Below are 23,020 nucleotides of genomic sequence, written 5' to 3' on the forward strand. Positions count from 1 at the left end.
GGCTCCTGTGTGCCGGCTGGCTCATGGCAGGGTTGTGCGGGCCAACACGTCGTCGACTCGCGCTTGGCCCCAGCGCACCACCGTGCCGGGTGGTTCGCCGGGTCTCACATCCGTACCTTCACCGGCACCAAGAATGACGGCTTGGTTCTGCGCGCGCACCTCCACGGTGCCGCTGACGGTGAACACCGCCGTCGCTGCCCTGGCATCCAGATCGTCTAGGGCGACGACCCACTCCGTGGATCGGGCGGCGGCAACGGCACTGGCCGTCTGCACCTCGAAACGTTGCCATGGCCGTGCTGGATCGAGGACAAGACGCAGGATGCCGCGGACCAGACGCATCGCCGCGTTGCCGCGCTCGGGCGCGAAGGTGGATACGGCGACCTGGCTGTCCGCCCCGAGCGTGAGCCGGGAGCCATCCGTGAAGCGCACTGCCAGTTTGGCGCCGGTCAGGGTGCGAAGCGTTTCTCCGCGGTGGACCTCCGCCCCCAGGCTGAGGACGCGCGGTGTGCCGTTGAGCCACGCGCTGGCCGGGCCAGTCACGGCGGTCACGGTGCCTACAGGCTCGCCCGTCTGTGCCCGTGCGAAGCCAGGCGCGACCAGTAGGGTGGCCGACAGCATGGCGGCGATCGCGACAACCAGGAAGGCACGCATCGACCCGACCTTTCCCGGGCGCGGGCCCGAGTTGTCTAACACAGGTGATTAGCCGTGCATGCTAGCACGGGCACAAGGCCATCTTGCACGCCTGTTTGTTCGAGCGTTGGCGTCTCCCGGATGCGCAGCAGACTCGCGGCGCTGTAATATGTCCGCCGCCTGAGACTTGCAGAGCGCGGCACGAGATACATTTCCCGGAATGCCGATTGAAGTTCCCGCTCTGAGTTTATCCGACATCGAGAGACGAGACGTAGATGGATGACCGATAACCCGGCCAGCCCGGTCGTGCGCCTGGATGGCGCTCGGCTCTCTTATCCCTCGCCGGAAGGTGAAATCGCTATCCTGCAAGGCATCGATCTATCGGTGCGTGCGGGGGAGGTCGTCGCGGTGACCGGGCCATCCGGCTCCGGCAAGTCGTCGCTGATCGCGCTGATTGGCGGTTTGGAGCGGGCTACCGGTGGCACGGTTCAGGTGCTGGACACCGACCTCGGCCGGGCTGACGAAGCCACACGCACCCGTCTGCGCCGACACGACATCGGTGTGGTGTTCCAGGCCTATCATCTGGTTCCCGCGATGACGGCCCGGCAGAATACGGCGCTGCCGCTGATTCTCTCCGGTGCCAAGGAGGCGCAGGCACAGGCTGCGACGATGTTGGAGCGCGTCGGTCTGAGCCACCGCCTGGACCACCGGCCGAGCCAGTTATCGGGCGGCGAGCAGCAGCGCGTGGCGATTGCGCGTGCGTTCGTCGCGTCGCCAAGGCTGATCCTGGCGGACGAGCCGACCGGCAACCTGGACCGGCGTACCGGGACCAGCATCGTCGAAACGATGTTCGACCTGTGCCGCAAGACCGACGCGGCGATGCTGCTGGTCACCCACGACGAAGGGCTGGCCCAGCAATGCGATCGCGTCCTTGCGATCGACGACGGCCAGGTTGTCAGCTGATATGAAGCGCCTTCCCGATCACGCGTACGCCCAGGATCTGCACCCTGGAACGCTGTTCACGCTGCTGAAGGCGGAACTGGCGGCGGGCGTATACGGTCTGCGCTTGTTCGTGGCCGCGGTGGCGGTGGCGGCCGGCATGCTGGGCACGGTGTGGCTGCTGGCAGATGGCCTGACGGGCGCGTTGGCGGAAAACGGCAAGCGTATGTTGGGCGGCGATCTGGCGGTCGAGGTGATCAACGCACCGCTTGGCGGTGAGACGCTTAACGAGATGCGCCAGCTGGGTCGGGTTTCGCAGGTGGTTGAACTGCGGACCAGCGCGCGGGCAGAGGCATTGCGGGCGGCGGTCGAGCTGAAGGCGGTCGACGCGCGCTATCCCTTGTACGGTGCGGTCGAACTGGACGGCGCTGCGGACCTGCAGGATGCGTTTGCCATGCGCGACGGCCGGCCGGGCGCCGTTGTCGAGCCGGCGCTGCTGCAGCGCCTGGGCATTCAGGTCGGGGACGCCATTCGCCTGGGCCGGCAGACGTTCACCGTCCGCGCGGCGTTGACGTTGGAGCCGGACCGCCTGGCTTCCGGCGGCTTCATGGTCGGTCCGCGGGTGATGATTGCGCGCGACCAGCTGGAGTCCGCGGGCCTGACGGGCCGTGGCACGTTGGTGGAATACGTCACCCGCTTGCGTCTGCCCGAAGGAGCGGAGGTCGAGACCGCGGCCGACCGGTTGAACGCGATCGCCCCGGCGCGCGGCTGGGACTTGGAACGCCCGCGCGACGTCGGCGAGCGGGTGCGCCGCGTCGCCGAGCGGACGACCACCTTCCTCGGGGTGGCCGGCTTGGTGGCGCTGGCGATCGGTTTGTCGGGCGCCTGGACCGCCGCCACCGTCTGGGTACAGCGGCGCGGTCGGACGATCGCGTTGTATCGCCTCTCCGGGGCGACGGCCGGCCTGGTGACGGCGCTGCATGCCGCGATCATTGCGGTTGCGGGCGTGCTGTCGCTTGCGCTCGGTATCGCGATCGCGTTCGGCGTGGTCTGGTTCCTGATGGACCTGATCGCCGGGCGCCTGCATCTGTCCTGGGGGCTGAGCGATCTGGCTATCCCGGCGGCGCAGGTGGTCGCGACGCTGACCCTCGGTTTGGCTGGTGCGAGCGCGGCCGCGCTGTCGGCCGCCGCGCGCACGCCGCCGGGGACGGCGATGCGTAGTGGGGAAGCGGCGGTGTCCCCCCACGCCCGCCACGTCGCGCTGGGCGCGTTGGGGGTGCTGGCGGCCCTCGCGCTGGCCGTGGTCAGCCTGCCGCAACCCTATCTGGCGGCGACGGCGGCGACGGGGTTGGCCATCGCGGCGCTGGCGTTGGGAGTGGCCGGTTGGTTGTTGGCGTTGTTGGCGACCCGGCGCACGCCGCGCAGCTTCCTGGGGCTGGTCGCCCGGCAGGGACTAGCCGTCCCTGGGTCGGCCGCGACCAAGGCGCTCGCGCTCGGTATCGGGATCGCCGGGATCACAGCCGTGATCGCCGCGCAGAACTCGCTGGAAGGCTCGTTGCGCGCGGACCTGCCGTCGCGTGCGCCGGATCTCGTGCTGATCGACGTGCAGCCGGACCAAGTCGAGCACATTCGCGAACGTGTGCAAAGCGATGATGGCCTGGGCCGGCTGGAGGCGACGCCGTTCATGCGTGCGCGCATCCTGCAGGTGAACGGCAAGCCGGCCGAAGAGGTCATCGTCGACGAGAGCGAACGCTGGGTGATCGAGGGCGATCGCAGCTTCTCCTGGTCGCCGGGGCCGACCTGCGAAGCGATCATGCAGGGAAAGTGGTGGCCGAAGGATTACAACGGGCCGCCGCTGATTTCCGCTCAGGAGGACGTGGCGGAGGCGTTTGGTCTGTCGCCGGGCGCGACCATCACCTACAGCGTGCTGGGGCGGACCTTCACGAGCGAGGTCGCGAACATCCGGCAGGAAAGCTACCGGTCCTACAGGCCGGACTATCTGCTGGTTGCTTCCCCGCAGCCGTTCCGGGAGGCGCCGCACAGTTGGATCGTCACCTTGAAGGGCGTGGGCCCCAACGCCGATGCGGCCGTTGACGCCGTGATGCGCGATCTGGGGCAGGCGGCTCCCAATGTGACCAGCATCGACGTGCGCCGGATCGTCGGGCAGATCACCGCGGTGATCGACGGTGCGATCCTGGGGTCACTTGCCGTGGCGGCGACGCTGCTCCTGGCGGGGGCGCTGACGCTGGCCGCCGCCGTGACCGCGGACGTTGACGCGCGTCGGCGGGAAGCCCTGGCGTTCACGCTGATCGGCGCGTCGCGGCGGGAGATCGCGCTCGCCCGGCTGATCGAAGCGGCCGTGATCGGCGTGCTCGCCGCCATCCTGGGCGGCGCGGCCGGTCTCCAGGGCGGGCGCTGGCTGGCCGATCAGGCGCTGCGTATTGATTGGGAACCGGGCTTGCTGGCCTTCCTTTTGCCGGCTGTGCTGGGTGTGGTGGCGGCCGTTGCCGCGGGGCTGGCCGGTGGTATCGGCGCGGTGCCGCGTGGGCGTGGCCAATTGGTTCGGCAGCTCAGCAGCTGAGGCAACGCGTCCGGTTCGAAATTGCCGAATGGACTGGATACCATCAATTTTGGCCCCATTTCCGAAGCTGGCGTTGGGGCCACACCGGCCGAGCGAGGGAGGCTGATGCAGCCACACGGTTTGATCCGAACGGTCGCCGCGGCGACGGCGCTTGTGCTGTTGCTGGCGGGCCCAGCAGGCGCCCAGAACGCGGCGCCTGTCGAGGTGGCGACCGCGGAACAGCGCACCATCCTCAACCTCGTGCGGGTTTCCGGCACGGTGGTGGCGCCGCGCACCTCGCAGGTCTCGACCTCGCTTGGCGGGCTGGTCGAGGAGGTGGCGGTCGACCTTGGCGTCCAGGTCGCGGCCGGCGATACGCTGGTTGCGCTGGATGATGCATTGGCCCGCCACGACGTTGCCCGCGCCGCGGCGGCGGTGGACGAGGCGGAAGCCGACCTGGCCGATGCGCGCCAGCGCGTGCGCCGGGCGGAGCAGTTGGCACAGACCAACAACATTCCGCAGAGCGAACTGGATTCCCGCCGGGCGGAAGCGCAGCGCGCGGCGGCGTCCGTCGACCGGCTGGAGGCCGAGGCGTCGGCCGCGCGCGAGCGGCTGGACCAGCACACGATCACCGCCCCGTTTGAGGGCGTGGTGACCGACCGCGTGACGGAACCCGGGGAGTGGGTTTCGCCCGGCGAGACCCTGGTCGTGGTGAGTGCGGTGGATCAGCTGTACGTCGATCTGCAGGTGCCGCAGACCTATTACCCCGACCTGCGCGATGGCGCGCCGATCTCGCTCAGCTTCGAGGCGTTGCCCGGGCGCAGCGTGCCTGCGGTGATCGCCGCCCAGGTCCCGGTCAGCGATCCGACCCAGCGCACCTTCACCCTGCGCGTGGCTCCGGATGCCGAGGGGACGCTGCCGCTCACCCCCGGCATGTCGGCGCGGGCGGAGATCGAGCTTGCGACGGGCACGCAGGACATCGTCGTGCCGCGTGGGGCGATCATCCGCTATCCTGATGGGCGCACCACGGTGTGGACGCTGGACGACAGCGAGGAGCGCCTGCACGCCCGCGAGGTGCAGGTTGAGCTGGGCCGTGCCTTCTCCGGCGTGGTGCAGGTAACCTCCGGGCTTGAGGTCGGGCAGCGCGTGGTGACCCGCGGCAACGAAACCCTGCGCCCGGGTCAGGCGGTGCGCCTCTCCGGCTCCGACAGCTGATCCCTTCTGGCCCGACGCGCTAAAGGACGCCCGATCCCCCGATGTTCGACGCCCTTGTCCGCCGCGGCATTCTGGTGACCGTCGCCGTCCTGATCATGTGCGTGATCGGGATTGCGGCGGCACTTCGGATTCCGATCCAGATGATCCCGGACCTGGAAGTACGCACGATCACCGTACGCACCAGTTGGGCCGGCGCGACACCGCAGGACATCGAGAAGGAAATCCTGATCGAGCAGGAGCAGTACCTGCGTCAGGTGCCGAACCTGGAACGCCTAAGTGCGCGCGCCGAGACCGGCCAGGCGCGGGTCGAGCTGGAGTTCCCCTACGACGTCGACATCACGCAAACGCTGATTCAGGTGAACAATGCCCTGAACCAGGTGCCGGATTATCCGGAAAACGTCGATCAGCCGCGGGTCTACGCGACCTCCTTCTCCGCCAACTCCTTCATGTATTTCAACGTCGCCCCGGTCGACGGCAATCCGCGCGGCCTCGACATGGCGATGATGCGCGACTTCCTCGACGACAACGTGCGCACCCGCATGGAGAGCGTGTCGGGTGTGTCCGGCGTGTCGTTGTGGGGCGGGGCGGCCCGGCAGATCCAGGTCATGATCGACCCGAACAGGCTGGCCGACCGGGACATCACCATGACCCAGGTGCGTGATGCCTTGCGTCAGCGTAACCAGGACGTCTCCGGCGGCGAGGTGTCCAGCGGCAAGCGCCGCTATCTGCTGCGCACGGTCGGCCGGTTCGGCGACATGGAGAACATCGAACAGCTGGTCGTGCGACGGTCCGGCGACAGCGTGACCCGTCTGGGCGACCTGGCGGAGGTCCGCTTCGGCCACGCCGAGTTGAGCGGCTATTCGCTGGTCAACACCAAGCCGGTGATCACGCTCGCGGTGCGGCGCGAGGCCGGATCGAACGTGATCGACATCAAGTACGCCATGATCGACGAGATGCAGGCGATCAACCAGCAGATCCTGCGTCCGGCGGGCATGGAAATGCAGTTGATGGCGGAGGATGCCGGTTACGTCGAGGCGTCGATCAAGAACGTCTGGCAGAACCTGGCCATTGGTGCGGTGCTGGCGACGGCGATCATGTTCGTCTTTCTGCGCTCGACCAAGGCGACGGCGGTCGGCGTGGTCGGCATTCCGATCTGCACGATCGCGGCCTTCCTCGGCCTGATGTTGATGGGCCGAACGATCAACGTGATCTCGCTTGCCGGTGTGGCGTTCGCGATCGGCATGACGCTCGACAACGCGATCGTGGTGCTGGAGAGCATCGACCTGGAGCGCCGGCGCGGGTTGGACCGCGTCCGCGCGGCCGTCGCCGGTGTGCGCAAGGTCTGGCCGGCGGTGGTCGCCTCGACCCTGACGACGGTGTTGGTGTTCGTGCCGATCGTGTTCATCGAGGAACAGGCAGGCCAGCTCTACTCCGACGTCGCGATCGCGGTGTCGGCGGCGATCCTGGCGTCGATGCTGGTGGCGATCACGATCGTGCCCACCGCCAGCGCCCGGATCGACTTCCGTAAGCGCGGCGGCCTGACCCACGGGCCCGACACGGAGGGAGCAAGCGAGGGACGGGTCGCCCGCGCCGTCGGTTGGCTGACGGTTGGCAAGCTGCGTCCGCTGGTGACGATCGCCATTAGCATCGCCGTCAGCGGTTTCATCATTGTCGCGTTGACGCCGCCCGCGGCCTACTTGCCGGAGGGCGAGGAACCGAAGACCTTCGCCGCGATGAACGCGCCGCCGGGCTACAACCTGGAAACGATGCACGAGATCGGCCTGGAGGTGCAGGACTACTTCATGCCGTTCGTGGGCGACGATCCCGCGCAGTTCGAGAACGGCGAAACCTCGGTGCCGGCGATGAAGTACGTGAACATGCGCATCGAACCCTCGCGCGTGCGGATCATCACGGAATCGGTCGACCCAGACCACATCGAGCCATTGATGGACGCGCTCACGGAGAAGTTCCGCGAATACCCGGGGATGCGCGCGTTCGCGGCGCGAGGCTCGATCATAACCTCCAACGACGGCGGAACGCGCTCGGTCAACCTGGATATCTCGGGCCCCGAACTCGCCGAGGTCTATCAGGTCGCCTCCGCCGCCTACGAGCGGGCGCAGGCAATTTTCGACAACCCGCGCGTCCAGGCGCAGCCGAACACGTTGTCGCTGTCCCAGCCGCTGGTCGAGGTGCGGCCGGATTGGGACCGCGCGGCCGAACTCGGCCTGGATGCCGGGCAGATCGGTTTCACCGTCGCCGCGATGACCGACGGGGCGTTCGTCGACGAGTTCTTCCGCGACGACGAGAAGGTCGACATCTACTTCTACGGGCCCAGCGGCAAGAACGCCGACCTCGCCGATCTGGAGAGCGTGCCGATCTATACGCCGGCCGGCGGAGTGGTGCCGTTGGGCACCACCGCGTCGATCGTCGAGACGGTGGATACCAACACGATCCGCCGGATCGACGGTCGGCGGACCGTGACGTTGAACGTGATCCCGCCGGAGGGCGTGCCGCTTGAGGTGGGCGTGCAGCGCGTGCGCGAAGATCTGGTCGGCTACCTGAAGGACAACGGGCAGGTGCCCCAATCGGTGCGCATCGACATCTCAGGCGCCAGCGACCAGCTGCAGGCGACGCAGGAGGCGATCGCCAATAACTACGTGATCGCGGTGGCGATCGTGTACCTGCTGCTGGTGGCGATTTTCCGCCACTGGGGCTACCCGCTGCTGATCATGACCACGATCCCGCTGGGCGCGGCGGGCGGCATCGTCGGCCTGCAGCTACTCAACCTGGCGGGTAGCCAGCTGCCGCTTCTCGGCCTGCAGCCGATCCACCAGCCGTTCGACATGATCTCCATGCTGGGCTTCCTGATCCTGATGGGGACGGTGGTGAACAACCCCATTCTGATCGTCCACCGGGCCATGGAGAACGTGCGCGAGGAGGCGATGGCCGCGCGCGCCGCGGTGCAGGAGGCGGTGGCTTCTCGCCTGCGGCCGATCGCCATGACCACGCTCACCACCCTGTTCGGCCTGCTGCCGCTGGTGGTGATTCCCGGCGAGGGAACGGAACTCTATCGCGGCGTCGGCGCGATCGTGCTGTTCGGCATCCTGGGCGCGATGATCGTCTCGCTCACCTTCCTGCCGGCCCTGACGTCGCTGGTCCTCAGCCTGGGCGAGGCCCGTCAGAGCCGGCGTTCGGTTACGCCCGTCGGTGCTGCCAGCCGGCCGGCGGAATAGCCCGCCCGGCCGGGCGGTGACGACACGCAGCTTGGAGGTTAGGTCTTGGCCATCGGGGTACCGTGTGCGCGCCAGGCGCTTACCCCCGGGGCACGGCGCGGGCGGTTTCCAGACTTGCCTCAGCCTTGGCAGCGATCGCTGCCCAGTCGGCGCGGGCGATTTCGGCGCGCGGGGCCATGCGGGAACTGCCCACCGCAAGGACGTTTTTCAGGCCCAGGTAGCCCGCCATGTTGGAATCGTCGATGCCGCCGGTCGGCCAGAAGGTGATGTCCGGCAGCGGGTCGGCGACGCTGCGCAGCAGGTTGGGGCCGCCCAGCGCCTCCGCCGGGAACAGTTTCTGCACGACCGCACCGGCTTCGCGTGTGCGCATCATCTCCGACGGTGTGGCGACCCCGGGGATCAGCGGCAGCCCGACGCGTCCGGCGGCCTCCAGCAGTTCCGGCGTGTGCCCGGGGGCAACCGCGAAGCTGGCGCCTGCATCCTGCGCCTGCTTCAGATGATCGGCGGTGGTGGCGGTGCCGACCCCGACCACCGCTTCCGGCACCGCCCGCGCCATGGCTGCCAACGCGGCAAGCCCGGCCTCGGTGCGCAGGGTCACTTCGAACACGCGCACCCCGGCTGCCCACAGCGTTTCGGCCAGGGCCGGGGCCTGCGCGGCGTCGTCGATCGTCAGCACGGGGGCGACCGGGGCCGCGTGCAGGGCGTCCCGCAGGCTTTCGGGGATTGGGGGCAGGGTCATGACAGGTGATCCGTATCGTTGTGCGAAGGGGAGTTGGACGAGGAGGCCGGGGTCAGATCGGACAGGTCCGGTGCCTGGAACGTCGCGCGCGGGATGATCGTGCCTTTGTGGCCGATCACCACGGCGGCCAACCGGTTGCCGGCCACGGCGGCGGCGTCCACCGATGCCCCGGCGCGTCGGGCCGCCAGGAAGCCCGCATTGAAGGAATCGCCGGCTGCGGAGGTGTCGACCGGCTGGGCGACCTGAACCCCCGGAACCTCGCGCCAATGCCCGTGGGTGTAGAGCCCGGCGCCGCGTTCGCCCTGCTTGATCACCACCGTCTCGGCGCCGCGGCGTGCAAAGCGCACGGCCGCGTCCTCCGGCGTGCTGTCGGCGTAGACCGCCTGACAGTCTTCCCAGCTTGGCATCATGGTATCGGCGATCGCCGCCATCCGGTCGTAGGCGTCGCTTGCGGCCGCCGCCGAGGGCCAGCAGCGCGGGCGGTGGTTGGTGTCGAATGCCACCGTGAGGCCGCGTTCGCGCGCCGCTTCGCACAGCCGGAACAGCTCCTGGCGCTGGGCATCGTCGAACAGCGAGAGCGTGATCCCGGACAGGTAGAGCGCGGCGAAGCGGTCCAGTTCAGCGCGCAGACGGTCGAGCACGCCGTCAGAGACCATCGTGCGCACCGGCGCGTTCCAGCGCCAGTAGGCGAAGCTCCGTTCGCCGTTGGCATCCGTGTGGATGGCGTAGAGGCCCGGCTGTGCCCCCGGCTTTCGAGCCGTCAGGCTGGTGTCCATGCCTTCTTCCTGCCAGGCCCGCGTCATCTCGTCCGAATAGACGTCGTCGCCCAGTTGCGTGACGTAGGCGACCGGGACGCCAAGGCGTGCGAGGTAGACGCTGGTGTTCAGCGTGTCCCCGCCGAACCCGCGGCGCATCCAGCCCTGGCCGAGTCCATCGCCTTCGCCCGGACCCTGGTCGATCAACTCGACCATGCATTCGCCGATCGCGGCGACCGCACCCGTGCCGGCCATCAGGTAACGTCTCCCAGCAGCCAATGCGCGCGCTGTGACAAGGCCAGCATGGCCAGGCGCGCTCCCAGTTGCAGCCTCATGAATTCTTTCCTCCCGTCGAAGTTTGGATGGGCCCCGGTTGATGCTCGGGGGACATAGGTATTCCGGAGGCAGCGTCGCCTCGCACGGATTTCACGCGGCCAAGCGCGCTCTTGATCCGGCTCAGACGCTCGCCAAGCTCTGGGCCGGCGCGCAACGCGAGCGCGCTGACCAGAATGTCGACCAAGACGAGTTGGACGAGCCGGCTCGACATCGGGGTGTAGAGGAAGGTGTCCTCCATCTCCGGCACCGGGACGACGTGGTCGCAGAGGGCTGCCAAGGGCGAGCCGACGCGGGTCACCCCAATGCGGATGGCATGGTTGGTTCGGGCGACCTGCGCGGCTTCGATGATCTCCGGCGATTGCCCGGTGAAGGAGAACAGGACCAACGCGGTGTGCGCGTCGGCCACGCTGGCGGACATCACCTGCTGGTGCGGGTCGGAATAGGCGACCGCCGGCCGTCCCAGACGAAAGAACTTCTGCTGCGCATCCGCCGCGACAAGGCCGGAGGCGCCGACACCGTAGAACTCGAACTGACGGGCATCTGCCATCGCCTCGACCGCGGTATCGACGGCTTCCCAGTCGGTTTCGGCGCGCAGCTGATCGAGCGCGGCGATCGAGGAACTGCAGATCTTGTGGGCAAGACTGGCGACGTCGTCATCGGCGGAGATATCGGTGCGCATCGACGGGGCTTGCCGGCCGATCTCTGCGGCGAGCGCATAGGAAAACGCCCGGTAGCCGCTGTAGCCCAGCTGTTGGGCGAAGCGCATCACCGTGGGTTCGCTGACCTGCGCCCGCGCCGCCACCTGACGGATCGCCATCTGTAGCACCGCGCGCGGATCCGTGAGCACGACGTCCGCAACCCGGCGCTCCGAACGCCGAAGCTGCGAGACTGAGTCCCGGATTTGCGAAAGCAGGGACGGCAACGGCGCCCTCCTGCGCGCTTGCGTTGAAGCCTGTGCGGATGCGGATGGGTCGACCGGTGGTCCAGCCAACGAGCCTGTAGTGGAACTACACAAACTGGCGTTTTGCAAGCACGGAAGGTGCTCTTGTGTAAGAATTTGTAATTCTGCGCCACAAGACACTTCGCCAGATGCGGCATAGCGGGATATGCGGGGAACGGGGCGCCGGAAAAGTGGCCAATGATGATCTGGGCGGCCGACGGGCGACAACCTGCGCAGCCTCGGCAGAGGCGTGGCGATGGTTGGCTGAGAATGGGCAATTGAGCAGGCTGCCCCACATTTCGGCAGCCTGCGCCATGGGCGCGGGTATCGACCGCTAGACCATCGTTTTAAGCCACAAACGCATCGCGCCTGCGGTTTCACGGAACTGCCAAAAACCTAAGCAATCGCGCACATCTGTGGTCTACAGCCTACAGCCGCGACCGCAACCAAATGGAAATGGTTCGCCCAAGCGGGAAGATTGGCAAACGCCAAAGGTCGATCCGGCGAGATTGCGCCGAATGTGCCGCCAAAGATCGTGACGGTTGCCGTGCTTCGGGTAACTGTCGCTTGGCTAGAACGACAGGCCGTAAGCGATCAGCGCGGCAACGAGCAGGGTGAAGCTGCTGCCTATCATCAAGATGCGCGGTTCAGCCGTGGTGGCCAGATTGCAGGCGGCCTTACTGCGCACGCTCATCGTTATCCTCCAGCAACGTGGTCGGACGGCCTGCTGCCGTCCTTCAAAAAGTACGTTACTGCAGGTGAGACTGGCTTGCAACTGCGTCAAGAGGCGCGATCGGCCCGCCCGTCAGAACGGTTCTACCCAGGGCCGCAGATCGCATTCATGGGTCCAGGCGCTGCGCGGCTGCAGGTGCGGTTGCCAGTAGCTTTCCGCGATCGCCTCCGGCTTCAGCAGGGTATCCTCACCGCGGTCGCGGAATGGCTGCCGTCGCGCGCTGCCCAAACCCGGTCCCGCGCCGACGGCGACGTTCATCAAGAGTTTCCTGCGTTTGCGTGCTGTATTTCGGCCGGTATCGAAGCTAGACGCACGCCCCTGTCACGGCAACCTGGCGCCACCGGGTTCACGGGCGTAAGGGCGCGGCGCTATAGTCCGTTCCGGCACCAATGTCGCATGCGCGCGATCTCGCGATCGCGCTGACCACCCCGAACAGGAGTCTATAGACATGAGTCCCGACGCCAGCCGTCCCGCTGCACCGCAGCTGCAGGACGCCAAGTTGTTCCGCCAACAGGCCTACATCGACGGTCAGTGGGCGGATGCCGACAGTGGCGAGCGTTTCGAGGTCACCAACCCGGCCGACGGGCAGGTGATCGGCACCGCACCGTCGATGGCCGCCGGCGAGACCCGTCGGGCGATCGAGGCGGCCGACCGCGCATTCGCCGACTGGCGCGCCAAGACCGCGAAGGAACGCGCGCAAATCCTGCGCAAGTGGTACGACCTGATCATAGCGGCGCAGAGCGATCTTGCCCAGCTGATGACCCTGGAACAGGGCAAGCCGCTGACGGAAAGCATGGGCGAGGTGGTCTACGGCGCGTCCTTCGTCGAATGGTTCGCCGAGGAAGCCAAGCGGATCTATGGCGACACCATCCCGCCGCATCAGTCGGACAAGCGCATTGTCGTGACCAAGGAGCCGATCGGCGTCTCCGCGGCGATTACGCCCTGGAACTTCCCGATCGCGATGATCACCCGCAAGTGCGCGCCGGCGCTGGCGGCCGGCTGCCCGGTTGTGGTCAAGCCGGCGGAGCAGACGCCCTATTGCGCGCTGGCGCTCGCCGAGCTGGCGGAACGTGCGGGGCTCCCGGCCGGGGTGTTCAACGTCGTCACCGGCGATGCCGAGGCCGTAGGCGGCGAACTCACCTCCAACGCCACGGTGCGCAAGCTGTCGTTCACGGGCTCCACGGCCGTGGGCAAGCTGCTGATGCGCCAGTGCGCCGATACGGTGAAGAAGGTTAGCCTGGAGCTTGGCGGCAACGCGCCCTTCATCGTGTTCGAGGACGCCGATCTGGACGCTGCGGTCGAAGGCGCGATCGGCTCCAAGTTCCGCAACACCGGCCAGACCTGCGTCTGCGCCAACCGCATCCTGGTACAGGACAGCATCTACGAGGCGTTCGCCGCCAAGATGGCGGAGAAGGTCGGAGAGATGAAGGTTGGTTCCGGCTTCGACCAGGGCATCAATCTAGGTCCGCTGATTGATGAGGACGGCCTCAAGAAGGTCGAGGACCACGTCCGGGACGCCACCAGCAAGGGCGCCAAGATCGCTGTCGGCGGCGCCCGGCACGAGCTGGGCGGCACCTTCTTCCAGCCGACCGTGCTGACCGACGTCACCACCGACATGAAGGTGACCAACGAGGAAACCTTCGGTCCGGTCGCGCCGTTGTTCCGCTTCGGAAGCGAGGATGAGGCGGTGCGCATGGCCAACGATACGCCGTTCGGCCTGGCCGCCTACTTCTACTCGCAGAACCTGGGCCGTTGCTGGCGTGTCGGCGCCGCGCTGGAGTACGGCATCGTCGGCATCAACACCGGCATCATTTCCACCGAGGTCGCGCCCTTCGGTGGCGTCAAGGAAAGCGGCATCGGCCGGGAGGGCTCCAAGTACGGCATCGAGGAGTACTTGGAGATCAAGTACATGTGCATGGGCGGGCTGTAAGCCCCCTTTGCTGCGGGCGGGCGCAGGGTTAGGGTCAGCGACCCGGCCGAAGGCGCCCGCCCTGCGGCCCGGTTTTTCCGCGCAATCGCCGTCCGTTTGAGGAGACCGACGCATGGCTGCTTCCGCCGCCAACCCAGCATATGACTACGACCTCTTTGTCATCGGCGGCGGGTCCGGCGGGGTGCGGGCCGCGCGGATGGCGGCGATGCAGGGCAAGCGCGTGGGCCTGGCGGAAATGAGCCGCTTCGGCGGCACCTGCGTGATCCGTGGCTGCGTGCCCAAGAAGCTGCTGTCCTACGCCGCGCATGTGAGCGAGGAAATCGCGGACGCGCATGGCTATGGCTGGTCGATCCCGGCGGGGGAGTTCGATTGGCCTACGCTGATCGCCAACAAGGACCGCGAGATCGATCGGCTGGAGGGCATCTACCAGAAGCTGCTGGACAACGCCGGTGTGGAAGCGGTGCGCGCCCAGGCCCGGGTGATCGACGCCCACACGGTCAGCCTGTTCGACATCGAGGGCGGCGAGCGCGGGAGCGTCACCGCGGAAACGCTGTTGATCGCGGTTGGCGGCCACCCGGTGATTCCGGACATTCCTGGCCACGAGCACGGCATCACCAGCAACGAGGCCTTTCACCTGGAACAGCTTCCGAGCCACGTCACGATCGTGGGCGGTGGCTACATCGCGGTCGAGTTCGCCGGCATCTTCAACGGGCTGGGCGCCAAGGTAACGCAGCTTTACCGCGGCGAGCAGATCCTGCGCGGTTTCGATGATGACGTCCGCGCGACGGTGGCGCATGAGATCGTCAAGAAAGGGGTCGACCTGCGCACCCATAGCGATCCCGCCCGGATCACCGAGACCAACGATGGCCGCTACCGCGTCACGCTCAGGGACGGCAGCGGCTTCGACACCGATCTGGTGATGTTCGCCACTGGCCGGCGGCCGAACACCACCGGCCTGGGCCTGGAGCGTGCGGGCGTCAAGCTCGGCCACGGCGGCGCGGTATTGGTGGATGGCTATTCCCGCACGAACGTCGAGAATGTCTATGCCTTGGGCGACGTGACCGACCGGGTCAATCTGACCCCGGTCGCCATCGAGGAGGCGATGGCACTTGTGGACACGCTCTACAAGCAACGTCCGCGTGAAATGGACCACAATAACGTGCCGGCCGCCGTGTTCAGTCAGCCGCCGGTCGGCAAGGTCGGGCTGAGCGAAGCGGAAGCCGCGGCGCAGGGCCGCCGGTTGGAAATCTATCAGGCGAGCTTCCGTGCCATGAAGTACACGCTCTCCGGCCGGGACGAGAAAACCATGATGAAGCTGGTGGTCGATGCCGACACGCGCGCCGTTCTGGGGGTGCATATGGTGGGCGTGGATGCGCCCGAAATCGTCCAGGGCATGGCGGTCGCGGTGAAGTGCGGCGCCACCAAGGAAGACTTCGACGCCACCGTAGGCATCCACCCGACCAGCGCGGAGGAGTTCGTCACTATGCGCGAGCCGGCGCGCACGGTCGAGAAGCAGGCGGCGGAATAGGTTGCGAGCCAGCGTTTTATTCGGCCGCTCTTGGCCCCGCGGGCTTTACAAACCGCACCGCTGTGGAGTTTTCTCGCGCCAGCATGACCAACAGTTAAGAAATGACGGACCGGTAGAGCGATGACGCAGCACACCTGGAGCCCCGACAGCTGGCGCCAGAAGCCCGTGCGGCAGGTGCCCACCTATCCCGACAGCCAGCGGCTGAGCGAGGTGGAGCAACTGCTGTCCGGCTTTCCGCCGTTGGTGTTCGCCGGCGAGGCGCGGCAACTGAAGGACCAGTTGGCCGAGGTCGCCAACGGCAAGGCCTTCCTGTTGCAAGGCGGCGACTGTGCGGAGAGCTTCGCGGAGTTTAACGGCAACAACATCCGCGACACCTTCAAGGTGCTGCTGCAGATGGCCGTCGTGCTGACCTTTGGCGCCGCTTGTCCGGTGGTGAAGGTGGGCCGCATGGCCGGACAGTTCGCCAAGCCGCGCTCGTCGGATACCGAAACGCAGGGCAACGTCGAGTTGCCGGCTTACCGGGGCGACATCGTCAACGCGATCGAGTTCGACGAAGCTGCGCGCAGTCCCGATCCGGATCGTCTGCTGCGCGCCTACAACCAGGCGGCGGCGACCCTGAACCTGCTGCGTGCTTTCGCCCAGGGTGGCTTGGCCGACCTGAACCAGGTGCACCGCTGGAACCTGCAGTTCGTCTCCGGCAGCCCGCAGGGCGAGCGTTACGACGAACTGGCCCAGCGGATCGACGAGAGCCTTGCTTTCATGCGCGCTTGCGGCATCACCAGCGATAAGGTGCCGCAGATGCAGGAGACCGACTTCTACACCTCGCATGAGGCGTTGCTGCTGAACTACGAGCAGGCGTTCACGCGCGTCGATAGCTTGTCGGGCGATTGGTACGACTGCTCGGCGCACATGGTCTGGATCGGCGACCGTACCCGTGACCTCGACGAGGCGCATGTCGAATTCATGCGCGGAATCAACAACCCGATCGGCTTGAAGTGTGGGCCGAGCATGGAGCCGGATGAGCTGCTCAAGCTCCTGGACAAGCTGAACCCACGGAACGAGCCGGGACGGATCACCCTGATCAGCCGTATGGGGGCGGATAAGGTTCAGGAGCGTTTGCCCCAGTTGGTCCGGGCGGTGCAGAAATCCGGCCACAGCGTGGTCTGGTCGTGCGACCCGATGCACGGCAATACGCTCAAGGCCGGTAGCGGCTTCAAGACCCGCCCGTTCGACAAGATCCTGTCGGAGGTGAAGTCCTTCTTCGCCGTCCACCGGGCAGAAGGCTCTTACGCCGGCGGCGTCCATTTCGAGATGACCGGTCAGGACGTTACCGAGTGCATCGGCGGCGCGCAGGCGATCAGCGAGGATCGGCTGGGTGATCGCTACAACACCTATTGCGACCCGCGTTTGAACGCCAATCAGGCGCTCGAGCTTGCCTTCCTGACCGCGCAGGAGTTGAAGGCCGACCGGGAAGCCAAGAACGGCGGCGGCCTGGCCGCGGCCTCCTAGGTCGGGCGGCTGCTGGACGGCCACGGACAAGCCGTTCGGCAGGTGCTTACCGTATTGGGACCGGCGCTGCGCCGTGGCAGAAGCGGGCAGCGATCTTGAAGTTTGGGGGATAGCTGCGTGGCCGAGGACGCAGGCATGCCGGGAAACGGCCCGCGCGATGGGCGCACGGACGAGCCGGATACGCCGGCAGGCACCGGATCGCAAACGGTTGACGTGGCGCGCAGCCCGGCGCGCGGCTGGCCGAAGGACGACCAGGGCATCGCCGACTGGACCGACGTTTACTTCAAGCGCACGAAGGAGGCGGTGCAGCACTTCGGCGACTGTGAGGTGACGTACGCCGTGTTCATGCGCCGGCCCGTAATCTCCGCGCCGCGGCTGGCGCTTGACTGGCTGCACGATGTGGCTGAACGCCGAGGGTTCGAAGTCGAGCTCGACGTGCGCCATCCGGAAGGTACCTGGGTCGGCGCGGGCGAGCCTATTCTCTACCTGACCGGCCCGCTCAGCCATCTGGTCGATCTGGAGACGATCCTGTTGGGCAAGCTGGGGCCGCCGTGCGTGGCGGCTTACAACGCCTATACGATGTGCTCCGACCTGCCGCAGGTTGCCTTCCTGGCGATGGACGCGCGCCACTGCGCGGGTACGGAGATGGCCGATCTGATGGCCTATGCCGCCCACGTCGGCTCCGAACGGGCCCACCGGGAAGTCGGGGCGACCGGTTTCGTCGCCAACGCCACCGACGCGACCGCGCATTATTTCGGGCAGGCGGCCGGCAAGGGAACCATGCCCCATGCCTTTATCGGCTACGCCGGCTCGACCGTGCGTGCGGCCGAATTGTTCGTCGGCGCCTTTCCGAAGGAGCCGCTGGTCGTCTTGGTCGATTACTATGGCCGGGAGATCACGGACACGCTCGACGTCTGCCGCCGCTTCCCGGAGAAAGCAAAGGCCGGCGAGATTTCGATCCGTATCGACGTCGCCGGCAGCCGATTCATGGAGGGCATGGACCCCGCCACCTCCTACGCGGTGCTTGAGCGGAACTGTCCGCAGTGCATCCGTGGCTACCGCACGGAAGATGAGTTGCGCTATCTGGTCGGTGCGGGCACCAGTGCGGCGGCGATCTGGCGGATGCGTGAGGTGCTGGACCAGCACGGCTTTAGCCAAGTGAAGATCGTCGCGTCTTCGGGGTTCGGCCCGGCCAAGTGCCGGGTCATGGCCGCCGCCAATGCCCCGATCGACGTGATCGGCACGGGGAGTTATCTGCCGGAAAAGTGGACCGAGACCTACGCCACCGCCGACGTCGTCGAATACGATGGCAAGCCGAGCGTCAAGCTGGGTCGCGAGTTCCTGCTGCGGAAATAACCTTTGGGCTCGCTCTAAGCGGGCGTGGACTGCCGGGTTCAACGCACGAAGTCGTGTACGCCAGTGGCATGACAGCCGAACCAATCTCCGGTATGATTTGGAATGGAAACGCTCGGCGCGATGCCGTGTTTTTTACGGTACTGAGTCGAACCGCGGCTGGGAAAACACCTCAGACGGCAATATCGTGACCGGCCGAAGCCAGCTTGGCGATTCCGGTGCCAACGGCACGCTCAGGCAGAAACGACAACGACCAGGCACCGACGCAGAACGGGGAGGAAAGCACGATGGCGCGTGAAGCGACCATGCCGCTTGAAGATGCCCGCGAGCACCAGCGTGTGTTCGTTCGTCAGATTACCCGTGACGATCTGCGCGACGCGCTGGACAAGGGGGCGCACGACTTCTTCCAGAAGCCCACCCATGTGGTCTTCCTGGTGGCGATCTATCCCATCGTAGCGCTGGTGCTCAGTCGGCTCACTTTCGGATACGAGATCCTGCCGATCCTGTTCCCGCTGGCAGCTGGCTTCGCCTTGCTGGGACCGGTAGCGGCGATCGGCCTGTACGAATTGAGCCGCCGGCGCGAGAAGGGCGAGCAGCCGTCCTGGTACGACGCCTTCAAGGTCCTGCAATCGCCCGCACTCAAAAGCATCATCGGTCTTGGCGCGATCCTGGCGGTCGTCTTCGTCCTTTGGCTTGCTGTCGCTTGGCTGATCTTTGCGGCGACGCTGGGGGCTGCGCCACCATCGGTGACCGGCTTCCTAGGTGTGGTCTTCACCACCGCCGAAGGCTGGACCATGATGATCATCGGTAATTTGGTGGGGGCGCTGTTCGCCTTCGTCGTGCTGGTGATCAGCTGGATCTCCTTTCCGATGATTATCGACCAGCACGTCGACGTGGCCACGGCCGTGAAGACATCGCTGCGCGCGGTGGTCGGGAACCCGGTGCCGGCGATCACCTGGGGACTGATCGTGGTTGCCGGGCTGGTCCTGGGGTCGCTGCCGCTGTTCGTTGGCTTGGCCATCACCCTGCCGGTGCTGGGGCACGCCACTTGGCACGTCTACCGCAAGCTGGTCAGCTTCTAAGCGCTCTACCCGCAGATCGGTCTGCGATGCCACCACGGCTCACCAGGGCAGCGGGGTACCATCGTGGTTGAAAAAGCCCCCGCTGTCCGCGCTTTCCAATCGATCGATCACGTTGAGAAGGCGTGTCGCTGTCTCTGCCGAAGACCGTACGGTTAGGCCGGTCTTGCTGAAAGGCTCGGACAAGGCGGTGTCCGTCGTTCCCGGGTGGATCGCCACGCACAGCGTCTCCCCCTGTCGGCGCGACAGCTCGATCGCGGCGGTGCGCACCAACTGATTCAACGCCGCTTTGGAAGCGCGGTAGGAATACCAACCGCCGAAATGGTTATCAGTAATCGACCCGACCTTGGCCGATAGGGTCGCGAAGGCGGCTTTGCCGGTCCGGGGTAACAGCGGCAGGATGTGCTTCATCATCATCGCCGGCCCGATCGCGTTGACCGCGAAGGCGTGGGCCATATGCGCGGGGTCGAGCCGTCGGTAGCTCTTCTCCGGGCCGCCGTGGTCGCGATCGTGCAGGAAGCCGGTGCAGTCCAGCACCAGACGGATTGGCAGGTCGTCGGCCTGCACCCATTCGACGGCGGCCTGGATGCTTGTCTCATCGGTAATGTCGATTGGCGGGTTACTGCGCCGGGAAAGCGCGTGCACGATCTTGAAACGGCCGCTGGCCCTGAGCGCGTCGACGCTGGCATGGCCGATCCCGCCGCTCGCCCCGATCACAACTGCAATGCCGTCGTCGGGAAAGCTGGAGAGGTTGGGAAACTGCGCTATCATGCAGGAGTAGCTAGGGCTTTTCGATTGCGTGTCCACGCAAGCCAGTGGGTGCGGCACGTCCATGACGACCGACTCACCGCAGATTCACGACCTTAAGTCCTCTTTAAGTGAACGGCGGGTTACACTTTCGACTGAATCCTATACGAGAGACGGGCGTGAAATTATGCACGCGGCGGGGCAGGGCTTGATCGGCCTAAGCGGCTTGGTGGACTGGATCACACGCGGGTTGCCGGCGGTCGTGGTGGTGATCGGGATCGCCTCGGCCACGTTGCTCGCCCGTGAACTCGACACCCGCGCCAACCAGCGCGCTGCCGCCGAATTCCAGCTGGAAACCGAGCGTGTCACGGCGCTGCTCAGTCTACAGGCCGACCGGCTGGAACAGCTCCTGCGCGGCACGGCCGCCTTCCTGGCAACCGATAGCACGGTCACGGCCGGCGCCTTTCACAATTACGTCGATAGCCTGGATCTGGTCGAACGCTTCCCCGGGGTGCGTGCGCTCGCCTTTAACCGCCGCATGCGTCCGGCAGATGAAACGGCGTTGCGCCGCCAACTTGTGAGCGATCCGACTCGCGCGGAGCTATCGTACCCGGCGTTCGAGGTCTGGCCCGAGACGGAGCAGAAGGTCCGCTTCCCCGCGATCTTGGTCGAACCGCAGCTCGGTAACAGTCAGGTGTTTGGGTATGACATCTGGAGCGATCCCGACCGGCGGGCGGCGGCTTGGCAGGCGCTTGCCACCGGTCGACTTCAGGCGACGGCACCGGTGGTGCTATCGCAGGACGCCGGGCAAAGCCGTGTCAGCCAGGTGCTCGTGATGCCGGTGATCCGGCTCGCCAGCCTTGCGGAAACCGGGGCTGCGAGCGTACCGCAGTTCATCGGGTTCATAACCTCGGGCGTCAGCGTCGATGCGATGGTGTCCGGCGCTCCGGCCGCCGATCTGTTTCGGCGCACGGGCCTGAGCGTGTATGACGCCGGTCCACTCGACGTGCCCGAGGCGCAGCGCCCGCCCGCGCAACCGTTGGCGTTGTTCGACGCCACCGCAAAGGCCGAGGGCGCCCCGGAGCATACCAGCGAGATCACGTTCGCAGGTCGGCGCTGGGTGCTCAGCTTTAACGGCGAGGAGGCCTTCCACACACCTGTTCAGGAAGCGCTGACCTACGGCACTTTTCTGGGCGGCTCGGCGTTGAGCCTGCTGCTGGCTTTGCTCATCCAGCGCCTGACGAGCGAACGTCGGCGGCTGCGTGCCCAGGTGGCCGTCCGAGCGGCGGAATTACGGGGCGTCAACGCCGAGCTGCGCCACCGACTGGAAGAGATGAATGCGGCAATCCACGCCAAGTCACAGTTCCTTGCCAGCGTGAGCCACGAACTGCGCACCCCACTGAACGCAATCATCGGCTTTTCCGAGATGTTGCAGTCGGAAGTGTTCGGGGCGTTGGGCAGCGCCAAGAATCGCGAATACGTGGATGACATCCACGCCGCTGGCGGGCGGCTGCTTTCCCAGGTCAATCAGTTGCTGGATCTGTCGCGGATCGAAGCGGGAGGGCGTGAGCTTCAGGACCAACCAGTCGACGTCGCCGCCGCGCTGTATCGTTGCCGTCAGTTGGTCACCCACATGAGCCATGGCGCTGGTCCTGCCGCCGAGCGGGCCAAGGTCCATGTGGAGGTTCCCCCCGACAAGCCGATGCTGCGCGCGGACGCGGATTCGATCGACCAGATCCTGCTCAACCTGGCGAGTAACGCGGTCAAGTTCTCGCCGCCCGGTGCGCTGGTACGGCTGGTTGCGGACTATGACGACGACGGCGGTATCCGGTTGCGGGTGATCGATCAGGGGCCCGGCATTCCGGCCGATCATCAAGCCAAGATCACCGAACCATTCTATCAGGTCGCCGACCAGCATTCGCGCGCGACCGAGGGCAGCGGCTTGGGGCTGACGATCGTCGACCGGCTGGCCCGGGCGCACGGCGCGCGCTTACTGACCGACAGTGTCCTAGGGCAGGGCACATCCATAAGCGTGCATTTCCCGTCGGACCGGACGATCCGGGAGACGCGGGACACTGCGCATCTGGCCACGGGGTGAACCGACCGTTCGCCAAACTTGGTCTTCCGACTCCAATCCCCATACGATATGGCAGCGTGTCGACAATGGGGTCGATGGGCGAGCCCCTCGTGATCGATGAAAAGGAGGCGCACGGCGTCGTGGCGAGCTATATCGGGCAGGAAATCATGCCGGTCGGCGTGGTGGTGGAGCGTCGGGCGAGCGATCATCCCTGGCTTGACTACAGCTGGCACGCGGTCTCCGTGATCCCCAAGGCACCGGCGCTGGATCCCAAGGGCGACTGGCGCGGCCTGGTCGATGACGGTGCGGTCGCGCAATTCCATGCCGGTACGCTGGATCTCAGCCTGTTCCGGAAGGAGACCGAGGGGTACAAGCTGAACCTTTCGCAGCATCCCCCGCGGCTTTGGGTCGTGCTGCGCCGTGAGACGGAAGGCGAATGTCCGCACGAGGTGCTACCGTTCCACGTCACCGCCGATCCGATGGAAGCGCAGATCTATCTGGACACCGGCGACGACCTGGTCGATCCGGTGGTGATGCCCGATGTTATCGCGGCCTGGATGAAGGACTATGTGGACCGCCATCATGTCGACCGGCCGTTCCATAAACGCAAGCGCACCCCTCACCCGGACAAGCAGGGCGGGGGCCACGGCTTCGAGCCGACGACTGGCAGCAGACGGGGATCTGGTAAGGCCCCCGGAAGCGGATGACTGGTGCGGG

General features: G+C 66.5%; 18 protein-coding genes. 11 read left to right on the top strand and 7 right to left on the bottom strand.

Features of this window, described 5'->3' with window-relative positions; all coding sequences use genetic code 11:
* Positions 1-21: 21 nt before the first annotated feature.
* Positions 22-651 (bottom strand): FecR family protein, encoded by a 630-nt coding sequence (locus RHOSA_RS24140; protein ID WP_051431957.1) that lies wholly within the window; start codon positions 649-651, stop codon positions 22-24.
* Positions 652-909: 258 nt separating this feature from the next.
* Between RHOSA_RS24140 and RHOSA_RS0108525 the strand changes: the two genes are divergently transcribed.
* The 4 genes from RHOSA_RS0108525 to RHOSA_RS0108540 all read left to right on the top strand — a co-directional run bounded on the left by RHOSA_RS0108525 (position 910) and on the right by RHOSA_RS0108540 (position 8,577).
* Positions 910-1,593: an ABC transporter ATP-binding protein gene (locus tag RHOSA_RS0108525; RefSeq protein ID WP_027288341.1), complete on the top strand. Its 684-nt coding sequence runs from the start codon at positions 910-912 to the stop codon at positions 1,591-1,593.
* A 1-nt stretch (position 1,594) separates the two neighbouring features.
* The gene (locus RHOSA_RS0108530) at positions 1,595-4,150 is read left to right on the top strand and encodes an ABC transporter permease (protein WP_027288342.1); all 2,556 of its coding nucleotides are present in this window, start codon (positions 1,595-1,597) and stop codon (positions 4,148-4,150) included.
* 105 nt (positions 4,151-4,255) lie between these two features.
* A complete protein-coding gene (locus RHOSA_RS0108535) occupies positions 4,256-5,344 on the top strand; it encodes an efflux RND transporter periplasmic adaptor subunit (RefSeq protein ID WP_051431958.1) in 1,089 nt (362 codons plus the stop codon).
* Between the two features lie 41 nt (positions 5,345-5,385).
* Positions 5,386-8,577: an efflux RND transporter permease subunit gene (locus tag RHOSA_RS0108540; protein WP_027288344.1), complete on the top strand. Its 3,192-nt coding sequence runs from the start codon at positions 5,386-5,388 to the stop codon at positions 8,575-8,577.
* A 79-nt stretch (positions 8,578-8,656) separates the two neighbouring features.
* On the opposite strand, the gene eda is transcribed toward RHOSA_RS0108540, so the two are convergent.
* The 5 genes from eda to RHOSA_RS0108565 all read right to left on the bottom strand — a co-directional run bounded on the left by eda (position 8,657) and on the right by RHOSA_RS0108565 (position 12,338).
* Entirely contained in the window at positions 8,657-9,316 is a 660-nt protein-coding gene (eda, locus tag RHOSA_RS0108545) for a bifunctional 4-hydroxy-2-oxoglutarate aldolase/2-dehydro-3-deoxy-phosphogluconate aldolase (RefSeq protein WP_051431959.1), read from the bottom strand.
* Entirely contained in the window at positions 9,313-10,326 is a 1,014-nt protein-coding gene (locus RHOSA_RS21380; protein ID WP_051431960.1) for a sugar kinase, read from the bottom strand. The genes eda and RHOSA_RS21380 overlap by 4 nt, the downstream gene beginning before the upstream one ends.
* Positions 10,327-10,402: 76 nt before the next feature.
* On the bottom strand, positions 10,403-11,329 hold the full coding sequence (locus RHOSA_RS21385) for a MurR/RpiR family transcriptional regulator (protein ID WP_051431961.1): 927 nt from the start codon (positions 11,327-11,329) through the stop codon (positions 10,403-10,405).
* 589 nt (positions 11,330-11,918) lie between these two features.
* Entirely contained in the window at positions 11,919-12,041 is a 123-nt protein-coding gene (locus tag RHOSA_RS25885) for a hypothetical protein (RefSeq protein WP_276570073.1), read from the bottom strand.
* A gap of 111 nt (positions 12,042-12,152) precedes the next feature.
* Positions 12,153-12,338, bottom strand: a complete 186-nt coding sequence (locus tag RHOSA_RS0108565) for a hypothetical protein (protein ID WP_027288346.1) — start codon at positions 12,336-12,338, stop codon at positions 12,153-12,155.
* Between the two features lie 190 nt (positions 12,339-12,528).
* Here RHOSA_RS0108565 and gabD point away from each other — a divergent pair, with 190 nt between their 5' ends.
* From gabD to RHOSA_RS0108590, 5 genes are all read left to right on the top strand, one after another.
* Positions 12,529-14,010, top strand: a complete 1,482-nt coding sequence (gabD, locus tag RHOSA_RS0108570; protein ID WP_037255957.1) for an NADP-dependent succinate-semialdehyde dehydrogenase — start codon at positions 12,529-12,531, stop codon at positions 14,008-14,010.
* A gap of 112 nt (positions 14,011-14,122) precedes the next feature.
* A complete protein-coding gene (gene gor / locus RHOSA_RS0108575; protein WP_027288348.1) occupies positions 14,123-15,538 on the top strand; it encodes a glutathione-disulfide reductase in 1,416 nt (471 codons plus the stop codon).
* 120 nt (positions 15,539-15,658) lie between these two features.
* Positions 15,659-17,047 carry a class II 3-deoxy-7-phosphoheptulonate synthase gene (locus RHOSA_RS0108580; protein WP_027288349.1) on the top strand — a complete coding sequence of 463 codons (1,389 nt, stop codon included), beginning with the start codon at positions 15,659-15,661 and terminating at the stop codon, positions 17,045-17,047.
* 117 nt (positions 17,048-17,164) lie between these two features.
* Positions 17,165-18,403 (top strand): nicotinate phosphoribosyltransferase, encoded by a 1,239-nt coding sequence (locus RHOSA_RS0108585; protein WP_215904999.1) that lies wholly within the window; start codon positions 17,165-17,167, stop codon positions 18,401-18,403.
* A gap of 284 nt (positions 18,404-18,687) precedes the next feature.
* Positions 18,688-19,482: a DUF2189 domain-containing protein gene (locus tag RHOSA_RS0108590; RefSeq protein WP_242468838.1), complete on the top strand. Its 795-nt coding sequence runs from the start codon at positions 18,688-18,690 to the stop codon at positions 19,480-19,482.
* Positions 19,483-19,521: 39 nt separating this feature from the next.
* On the opposite strand, the gene RHOSA_RS0108595 is transcribed toward RHOSA_RS0108590, so the two are convergent.
* Complete coding sequence (locus RHOSA_RS0108595) at positions 19,522-20,250, bottom strand: SDR family NAD(P)-dependent oxidoreductase (protein WP_027288352.1); 729 nt, start codon at positions 20,248-20,250, stop codon at positions 19,522-19,524.
* A gap of 163 nt (positions 20,251-20,413) precedes the next feature.
* On the opposite strand from RHOSA_RS0108595, the gene RHOSA_RS24145 reads away from it, so the two are divergent.
* Together RHOSA_RS24145 and RHOSA_RS21395 are read left to right on the top strand one after the other, a co-directional pair.
* Positions 20,414-22,324, top strand: coding sequence for a CHASE domain-containing protein (locus RHOSA_RS24145; RefSeq protein ID WP_051431962.1), 1,911 nt, complete (start codon positions 20,414-20,416; stop codon positions 22,322-22,324).
* A 74-nt stretch (positions 22,325-22,398) separates the two neighbouring features.
* Positions 22,399-23,010, top strand: a complete 612-nt coding sequence (locus tag RHOSA_RS21395) for a DUF3305 domain-containing protein (RefSeq protein ID WP_081728591.1) — start codon at positions 22,399-22,401, stop codon at positions 23,008-23,010.
* The last annotated feature ends 10 nt before the right edge of the window (positions 23,011-23,020 follow it).

The organism is Rhodovibrio salinarum DSM 9154, from assembly GCF_000515255.1.
Lineage (GTDB): Bacteria > Pseudomonadota > Alphaproteobacteria > Kiloniellales > Rhodovibrionaceae > Rhodovibrio > Rhodovibrio salinarum.

Excerpts from the sequence above, each read along its gene's own strand:
- RHOSA_RS24140 (WP_051431957.1), bottom strand. The coding sequence starts at position 651 with ATGCGTGCCTTCCTGGTTGTCGCGATCGCCGCCATGCTGTCGGCCACC.
- RHOSA_RS0108525 (WP_027288341.1), top strand. The coding sequence starts at position 910 with ATGACCGATAACCCGGCCAGCCCGGTCGTGCGCCTGGATGGCGCTCGG.
- RHOSA_RS0108530 (WP_027288342.1), top strand. The coding sequence starts at position 1,595 with ATGAAGCGCCTTCCCGATCACGCGTACGCCCAGGATCTGCACCCTGGA.
- RHOSA_RS0108535 (WP_051431958.1), top strand. The coding sequence starts at position 4,256 with ATGCAGCCACACGGTTTGATCCGAACGGTCGCCGCGGCGACGGCGCTT.
- RHOSA_RS0108540 (WP_027288344.1), top strand. The coding sequence starts at position 5,386 with ATGTTCGACGCCCTTGTCCGCCGCGGCATTCTGGTGACCGTCGCCGTC.
- eda (WP_051431959.1), bottom strand. The coding sequence starts at position 9,316 with ATGACCCTGCCCCCAATCCCCGAAAGCCTGCGGGACGCCCTGCACGCG.
- RHOSA_RS21380 (WP_051431960.1), bottom strand. The coding sequence starts at position 10,326 with ATGGCCGGCACGGGTGCGGTCGCCGCGATCGGCGAATGCATGGTCGAG.
- RHOSA_RS25885 (WP_276570073.1), bottom strand. The coding sequence starts at position 12,041 with ATGAGCGTGCGCAGTAAGGCCGCCTGCAATCTGGCCACCACGGCTGAA.
- RHOSA_RS0108565 (WP_027288346.1), bottom strand. The coding sequence starts at position 12,338 with ATGAACGTCGCCGTCGGCGCGGGACCGGGTTTGGGCAGCGCGCGACGG.
- gabD (WP_037255957.1), top strand. The coding sequence starts at position 12,529 with ATGAGTCCCGACGCCAGCCGTCCCGCTGCACCGCAGCTGCAGGACGCC.
- gor (WP_027288348.1), top strand. The coding sequence starts at position 14,123 with ATGGCTGCTTCCGCCGCCAACCCAGCATATGACTACGACCTCTTTGTC.
- RHOSA_RS0108580 (WP_027288349.1), top strand. The coding sequence starts at position 15,659 with ATGACGCAGCACACCTGGAGCCCCGACAGCTGGCGCCAGAAGCCCGTG.
- RHOSA_RS0108590 (WP_242468838.1), top strand. The coding sequence starts at position 18,688 with ATGGCGCGTGAAGCGACCATGCCGCTTGAAGATGCCCGCGAGCACCAG.
- RHOSA_RS0108595 (WP_027288352.1), bottom strand. The coding sequence starts at position 20,250 with ATGATAGCGCAGTTTCCCAACCTCTCCAGCTTTCCCGACGACGGCATT.
- RHOSA_RS24145 (WP_051431962.1), top strand. The coding sequence starts at position 20,414 with ATGCACGCGGCGGGGCAGGGCTTGATCGGCCTAAGCGGCTTGGTGGAC.
- RHOSA_RS21395 (WP_081728591.1), top strand. The coding sequence starts at position 22,399 with ATGGGCGAGCCCCTCGTGATCGATGAAAAGGAGGCGCACGGCGTCGTG.